The organism is Psychrobacter sp. AOP7-B1-24, from assembly GCF_052376215.1.
Classification (GTDB): Bacteria; Pseudomonadota; Gammaproteobacteria; order Pseudomonadales; family Moraxellaceae; genus Psychrobacter.
On the sequence record NZ_JBQSVL010000001.1, the window covers coordinates 118,620 to 124,939 of the forward strand.

The window sequence follows — 6,320 nt, forward strand, 5'->3', positions numbered from 1 at the left end:
ATATACAATTACATTTCTGACATAAATCGACAACAGTATGAAAAATCCAAATATGCGTCCTTTGCCCACAAAATCACTAAAAGAAAATGCTAGCAAACCATGGAAAAAATGGTTGTTAGTTTTAGTATTGGCAACCATACTTATTGGTTATTTGATTTGGAAAGTAGCTTTGTCTAATACCAACCAACCTTTTCCTGTCACGAAACAGATTGAAGCAACGCAGCCTGTTTCTACGCCACTCGATAGTGCAGCGAGTGACTCGGGTAATGAAACTCCAGAAGTAGAGGACAGTAGCGATGCTTCTTCTTTAAATGGTGATGTGCTTACCCCTGAAACCATCTTAAATGCGCCATTACCAGAAAGTGATAGCTTGGCTAAAGAAGAGATAGATCGTTTAGATGACGAGCTTAAGCGTCTGACTGAACAAGAAAAACTTGCCGCTGAACAACTGGCTATGAACAAACAGTTGGCTGAAATGAAGGAAGAGCAGATTGCACTGGTTGAACAACAGTTAGCACAATTAGAGGCGGGTGATACCGTTAAAACCGCAACAGAATAAAATCATAGCTATGTAAAAGTGATGGCAATGGCAACTCTACAACTGACCCACGCCCCTATTCTAAATAGCAGCGCACAGCTACTTATCCTGCCCGTTAATACAGCGGGCATCCTGCTAGATCCTGTACTCACAAGAGCTAAAACGTTATTTCCTGATAATTATCAACGTTACTATCGTGCGTGCCGTGATGGTAATCTAAGCGTCGGTAGTTGCCTGCTTCACAAACGCTCTCGTGAGCAAGCAGGACTGGGTATCAGCAGTAATGGTAATCAACCCAGTTATATTGCCAATCTTATTATATCGGATCACCCTTATCATCCAGCACGCGCACGTTGGCTAGAAGAAGCATTGACTGATTGTCAGCAACAGCTTATCCCATTGATACGCTACCAAGGTATCCGTCGGATTGCTCTCCTTGCACGTCCACTTATTTATAATAATGCACGGGATCATATGACCGACAAACTTAATGCAGAAAATTCAGTCCCTTTAGATTGGATTACTGATACTTTGCCATTACTGACTGAACGACTACAAGCATTACCCAAGCTGCGAATCGATATACATCTACCCAAAAGCGTTGAAATTCAAGAGCAAATAAAATAATTACAAGACAGAGTACAACTCTTTGATATTCAAAAAACATTACTCTAATAATAACTTCAATGCTATGCTGAATCCTACATTCTCTGCCTGAGAATGCATGATTATTTATCATAAAGGATAAGGATACCCTATGAAAGTTCTTAGAACCCCTGATGAGCGTTTTGCAAACCTGCTCGATTACAACTTTACGCCGCACTATACAATGGTAGATGACGGTGAAGGCGGCAAGCTGCGCGTACATTATCTGGATGAAGGTTCAAAAGATGCCGATCCAGTTTTACTCCTACATGGTGAACCTTCTTGGTGCTATCTATATCGTAAAGTGATACCCATACTGACAGCGGCAGGACATCGTGTCATTGCGCCAGACCTCCCTGGATTTGGACGATCAGATAAACCTGCTGCCCGTACTGACTACACTTACCAGCGCCATGTCGACTGGATGCAATCAGTAGTTGATCAATTAGATCTGACGGATATCACATTATTTTGTCAAGATTGGGGTGGCTTGATTGGTTTACGTCTCGTAGCAGAAAACCCAGACAGATTTACTCGAGTAGCAGCTGGAAATACCATGCTCCCCACTGGTGATCACGATCCAGGAGAAAGCTTCCGAAAGTGGCAGCAGTTCTCACAGGACACTCCGACGTTTCATGTCGGTAGCATCATTAATAGTGGTACCACAACCGAACTGTCACAAGCAGTCATTGATGCTTATAATGCGCCGTTCCCTGATGAATCTTATAAAGAGGGAGCAAGGCAGTTTCCCATATTAGTCCCTACCACACCTGATGATCCCGCTTCAGAAAATAACCGTGCGGCTTGGGGGCAGCTCACCAAATGGACCAAGCCTTTTATTACGCTGTTTAGCGACTCTGATCCTGTTACTGGTGGTGGCGATCAAATCATGCAAAAACTTATCCCTGGTACTCAAGGTCAAGCACACACAATTATTGCCAATGGTGGTCATTTCCTACAAGAGGACCAAGGTGAAAAGCTGGCTGAGCTGCTGGTTTCGTTTATCAATGACAACCCCAAGAAGTAAATGAGAAAGTAGCCACTTATTTATCCACATAAATAGTACCCATAAAAAAACCGCCTTGAGCACTCATAGTGAGAATCTCAAAGCGGTTTTTTATTCGGTAAAGTCTAACGAAACCAATGACTAACGATTAGTTTTGTTCAATACCTTTCATAGTCAATTTGATGCGACCACGGTTATCAACGTCTTGAACGAATACTTTCACGACCTGACCTTCTTTTAAGTAGTCAGATACATTTTCAACGCGCTCTTCTGCGATTTGAGAGATGTGTACTAGGCCATCAGTATTTGGTAGAACGTTAACGAATGCACCGAAATCAACAATACGAGCAACGGTACCTTCGTATGTTTTACCCACTTCAACTTCAGCAGTCAATGCTTCGATTTTACCAATAGCGGCTTTAGTCGCGGCTTTGTTTTCACCAAAGATACGAATCGTGCCACCATCATCAATATCGATCACTGCACCAGTTTCTTCGGTTAGCTGACGAATCATCGCGCCGCCTTTACCGATTACATCACGAATCTTATCTGGATTGATTTCGATAACTGCATAGTTAGGCGCATGAGCGTTGATTTCAGTACGACTCTCTGGCAATACTTGATTCATCGCATCTAAGATATGGATACGACCAGCATGGGCTTGCTTAAGCGCTTGCTCCATGATGTCTGGGGTAATACCTTCGATTTTGATGTCCATCTGTAACGCAGTAATACCGTCTTTAGAACCAGCCACTTTAAAGTCCATATCACCAAGATGATCTTCATCACCTAAGATATCTGACAATACAGCGAAACGCTCGCCTTCTTTAACCAGACCCATCGCGATACCAGCAACTGGTGCTTTTAATGGTACGCCTGCATCCATCAATGCCAAGCTTGCACCACAAACAGATGCCATAGAAGATGAACCGTTTGATTCAGTAATCTCTGATACCACACGGATAACGTACGGGAAGCGTTCACTATCTGGAAGCATTGCTTGTACGCCGCGACGTGCTAGACGACCATGACCGATTTCACGACGTTTTGGAATACCTTCACGACCTGTTTCACCTACTGAGAAATGCGGGAAGTTGTAATGCAACATGAAATGGTCACGAATAGTACCACCCAATGAGTCAATCATATTAACGTCACGGCTGTTGCCCAACGTAGTAGTAACCAATGCTTGCGTCTCACCACGTGTGAACAATGCTGAACCATGTGTGTATGGCAATACACCAACTTGTACATCAAGCGCACGAACAGTTTCAAGATCACGACCATCGATACGTGGCTTACCTGACAAAATATTGTCACGAACCGTACGATACTTAAGATCATTATAGATTTCTTTGAGTTCAGATACCGTATCAGCATAAGTTTCTGACTCAGCATCACCAGCAAGCGCATCGATAATTGACTGTTTAATTTCATCTAGCTTAGTATAACGTGCTTGCTTGTCAGTAATTGTATAAGCATCCGCAACTTGCTCGCCGAACTGCTCTTTCATACTACTGGTAAGCGCTTGATCACGCTCAGGAGCAGAATACTGCTGCTTAGCAGTACCAACTTCTTCTGCCATTGATACAATGTTATCAATAACGACTTGCTGTTGCTGATGACCGTATAGTACTGCGCCCAACATTTGATCTTCTGACAATTCAGCTGCTTCAGACTCAACCATCAATACAGCAGACTTAGTACCAGCTACAACCAAATCCAAATCACTGGTTTCAAGTTGTTCAGAAGTTGGGTTTAGAACATATTCACCGTTAATAAAACCAACACGAGCGGCAGCAACAGGACCATTAAATGGCGCATCAGAGATAGCTAAAGCAGCTGAAGCACCGATTAGTGCGGCGATATCTGCTGACTGAGTTTTATCTGATGATACAACGGTCGCCGTAATTTGGATTTCGTTCACATAACCTTCTGGGAATAGCGGACGAATCGGACGGTCAATCAAACGTGAAGTTAAGGTTTCAAACTCGCTCGCTCGACCTTCGCGTTTGCCGTAAGCACCTGGGATTTTACCCGCTGCATACATTTTCTCTTGGTAGTTTACGGTTAGCGGAAAGAAGTTTTGACCTTCTTTGGCTTCTGATTTCACAACAGCTGCGACTAGGACAGTAACGCCGCCCATATGAACTAAGATAGAGTTTGCTTGACGTGCAACGCGACCCGTTTCAATAACAACCTGCTGATTGCCATATTGGAATTCACGCTTAATAGTGTTGAACATTGTCATATAATCTTCCTAATGTTGACTGACAAAATAATATCAGTGCTATAACAAGCTGATATCTGTCATTAAAATTCTGTGTATATGGCTATCAGCTGACATAATTACTATTAAAAAGCATATCAACCAATGCCAATAACGTTACTTGGTTATCTCATATATTTGTCTAAGTTGGACATCGTACTACTATATATATTCGGTCGTACAATTTTAGCTTTACCATGAATACTATCACAAAGACTCTAAGTCTAAAGACTTTGATGCTAAAAACCCTACAGGCTGTTTTGGTCTGATAAGTGTCATCTATTTACGCTACTCACTAAACCAAGCAATACGTATTTTATCAAAAATCGTCATATCTATAGCAGATGTACTATCAAACTCACAAGGCATTATTTTACAGTGATTTATAGCTATTGACCAATTAATTACAAGGTAGTGCCATTATCGTCAGAAAATACTATTTAAGCTGCTTGGTTAGTATAGCTTACTCCTGCATTTCTCTTAGACACTCTCTGGAAATAGATATAATTTACATTATCTGAGCACTAATTTTAAAATGAATAAGCATAAAAAAACGGCGTGAAACTATTCCACACCGTTTTTAGAAAAATCTATTTTATCGATACCAGCAAACAGTTTCTAAGCGGCTTAACAAAAAAGCTAAGATCATACCAAATAATGGTATTATTGAATATCTCAACCACTCGTACTGTTGTCGCCAAATTAACGACGTAGACCTAACTGGCTGATTAGAGTAGTGTAACGACCAAGGTCTTTACCTTTTAAATAATCAAGCAGTTTACGACGCGTGTTAACCATACGGATAAGACCGCGGCGGCTATGATGATCTGCTTTGTGTGCTTTAAAGTGGTTCTGCAAATCGTTGATACGAGCACTTAGTAAAGCGACTTGAACTTCTGGAGAACCAGTGTCGTTTTCGCCACGTTGGTATTGAGCAATGATTTGTTCGCGATCAGTATTAGTTAGCATAAATATCTCCGGCAATGCTAAGAACTTTAAGACAAGCTACGATATGTAGCCAACTTTAAAGTAATAGAATAAATAAAATAACCTGTGCATCATTCAGGACAACCCTGCATTACTAGAGTTGACCTAGTGTACGACAAGCTCAGTTAACAACCACTTAATATGTTTTGAATCCTACCCTGCATTTAGCCTATAGCACTACTTAACTAAAGTAATGGGTTAAATACAGTGCGCTATCTAAAACCTAGTTTAAATGTGAGAAAGATTATAACAAAAAACTGCTGAACTAACAGCAGTTTTTGATAACAACATAGACTAAAAGCGTAAACACTTACTTATTACCACCATGTGAGTCTGCTTGTGTCGTATGTCGACCAATTGCGTCATTATCTAAAGGCGCAGTGGTTGCCTCTGCTAAGCTAACTGGAGCTTCATCTTGAGGATCAAGCTCTTTATATAGCACATCAATCTCTTTTTCTTGCGCGTCCATATTGTTCGGTGAATTACTCATATTAGCTCCTGAATTATTTTTTGGACTAATGGTATTTGCACTCATCAATAACAGGAAGTGCAAACTATAAAAGTATCGATATCACTTTATTATAGGTGACTATCGATTGAATTGAGGACACGCCCTAGAAACTTACTTGTCTTCTTTTGAACTTTCTAAGTTAGCTGCAATACGTTCTGCAGCTGCTTCACTACTTTCATTATGGCTGTCTTCAGTCTGACTTTCAAGCGCTGCTTCCGCTGAATCAGAACGTTGTTGTTCAAGTTTAGTATCATTTGGATTAGTATTTGACATAGTATCGTCCTCAGTTAGCGTTATAAATGATTTAAATATAGGGTGGTGTGTCAGAAAGTATGCTGAGGAGATGAAAGGAGGGTGACAGCCA

At 41.1% G+C, this 6,320-nt stretch carries 7 protein-coding genes; 3 read left to right on the plus strand and 4 right to left on the minus strand.

All coding sequences use genetic code 11. From position 1 onward, the window contains the following. Positions 1–37 precede the first annotated feature (37 nt). From ACT3QP_RS00495 to ACT3QP_RS00505, 3 genes are all read left to right on the plus strand, one after another. Positions 38–559, plus strand: coding sequence for a hypothetical protein (locus ACT3QP_RS00495; protein WP_442063128.1), 522 nt, complete (start codon positions 38–40; stop codon positions 557–559). A gap of 27 nt (positions 560–586) precedes the next feature. Continuing rightward, positions 587–1,165 (plus strand): hypothetical protein, encoded by a 579-nt coding sequence (locus tag ACT3QP_RS00500; RefSeq protein ID WP_444524044.1) that lies wholly within the window; start codon positions 587–589, stop codon positions 1,163–1,165. 130 nt (positions 1,166–1,295) lie between these two features. Further along, positions 1,296–2,210 (plus strand): haloalkane dehalogenase, encoded by a 915-nt coding sequence (locus ACT3QP_RS00505; RefSeq protein WP_444524045.1) that lies wholly within the window; start codon positions 1,296–1,298, stop codon positions 2,208–2,210. 127 nt (positions 2,211–2,337) lie between these two features. Here the strand turns inward: ACT3QP_RS00505 and pnp are convergent, their stop codons facing one another. The 4 genes from pnp to ACT3QP_RS00525 all read right to left on the minus strand — a co-directional run bounded on the left by pnp (position 2,338) and on the right by ACT3QP_RS00525 (position 6,229). Then, entirely contained in the window at positions 2,338–4,440 is a 2,103-nt protein-coding gene (pnp, locus tag ACT3QP_RS00510) for a polyribonucleotide nucleotidyltransferase (RefSeq protein ID WP_444524046.1), read from the minus strand. Positions 4,441–5,160: 720 nt separating this feature from the next. Further along, positions 5,161–5,427 carry a 30S ribosomal protein S15 gene (gene rpsO / locus ACT3QP_RS00515; RefSeq protein ID WP_045443035.1) on the minus strand — a complete coding sequence of 89 codons (267 nt, stop codon included), beginning with the start codon at positions 5,425–5,427 and terminating at the stop codon, positions 5,161–5,163. 328 nt (positions 5,428–5,755) lie between these two features. Continuing rightward, on the minus strand, positions 5,756–5,935 hold the full coding sequence (locus ACT3QP_RS00520; RefSeq protein WP_444524047.1) for a hypothetical protein: 180 nt from the start codon (positions 5,933–5,935) through the stop codon (positions 5,756–5,758). A gap of 132 nt (positions 5,936–6,067) precedes the next feature. Then, entirely contained in the window at positions 6,068–6,229 is a 162-nt protein-coding gene (locus tag ACT3QP_RS00525) for a hypothetical protein (protein WP_444524048.1), read from the minus strand. Positions 6,230–6,320: the final 91 nt, after the last annotated feature.

Bases quoted from the DNA above. Each gene is read 5' to 3' on its own strand.
- ACT3QP_RS00495 (WP_442063128.1), top strand. From the start codon at position 38: ATGAAAAATCCAAATATGCGTCCTTTGCCCACAAAATCACTAAAAGAA.
- ACT3QP_RS00500 (WP_444524044.1), top strand. From the start codon at position 587: ATGGCAACTCTACAACTGACCCACGCCCCTATTCTAAATAGCAGCGCA.
- ACT3QP_RS00505 (WP_444524045.1), top strand. From the start codon at position 1,296: ATGAAAGTTCTTAGAACCCCTGATGAGCGTTTTGCAAACCTGCTCGAT.
- pnp (WP_444524046.1), bottom strand. From the start codon at position 4,440: ATGACAATGTTCAACACTATTAAGCGTGAATTCCAATATGGCAATCAG.
- rpsO (WP_045443035.1), bottom strand. From the start codon at position 5,427: ATGCTAACTAATACTGATCGCGAACAAATCATTGCTCAATACCAACGT.
- ACT3QP_RS00520 (WP_444524047.1), bottom strand. From the start codon at position 5,935: ATGAGTAATTCACCGAACAATATGGACGCGCAAGAAAAAGAGATTGAT.
- ACT3QP_RS00525 (WP_444524048.1), bottom strand. From the start codon at position 6,229: ATGTCAAATACTAATCCAAATGATACTAAACTTGAACAACAACGTTCT.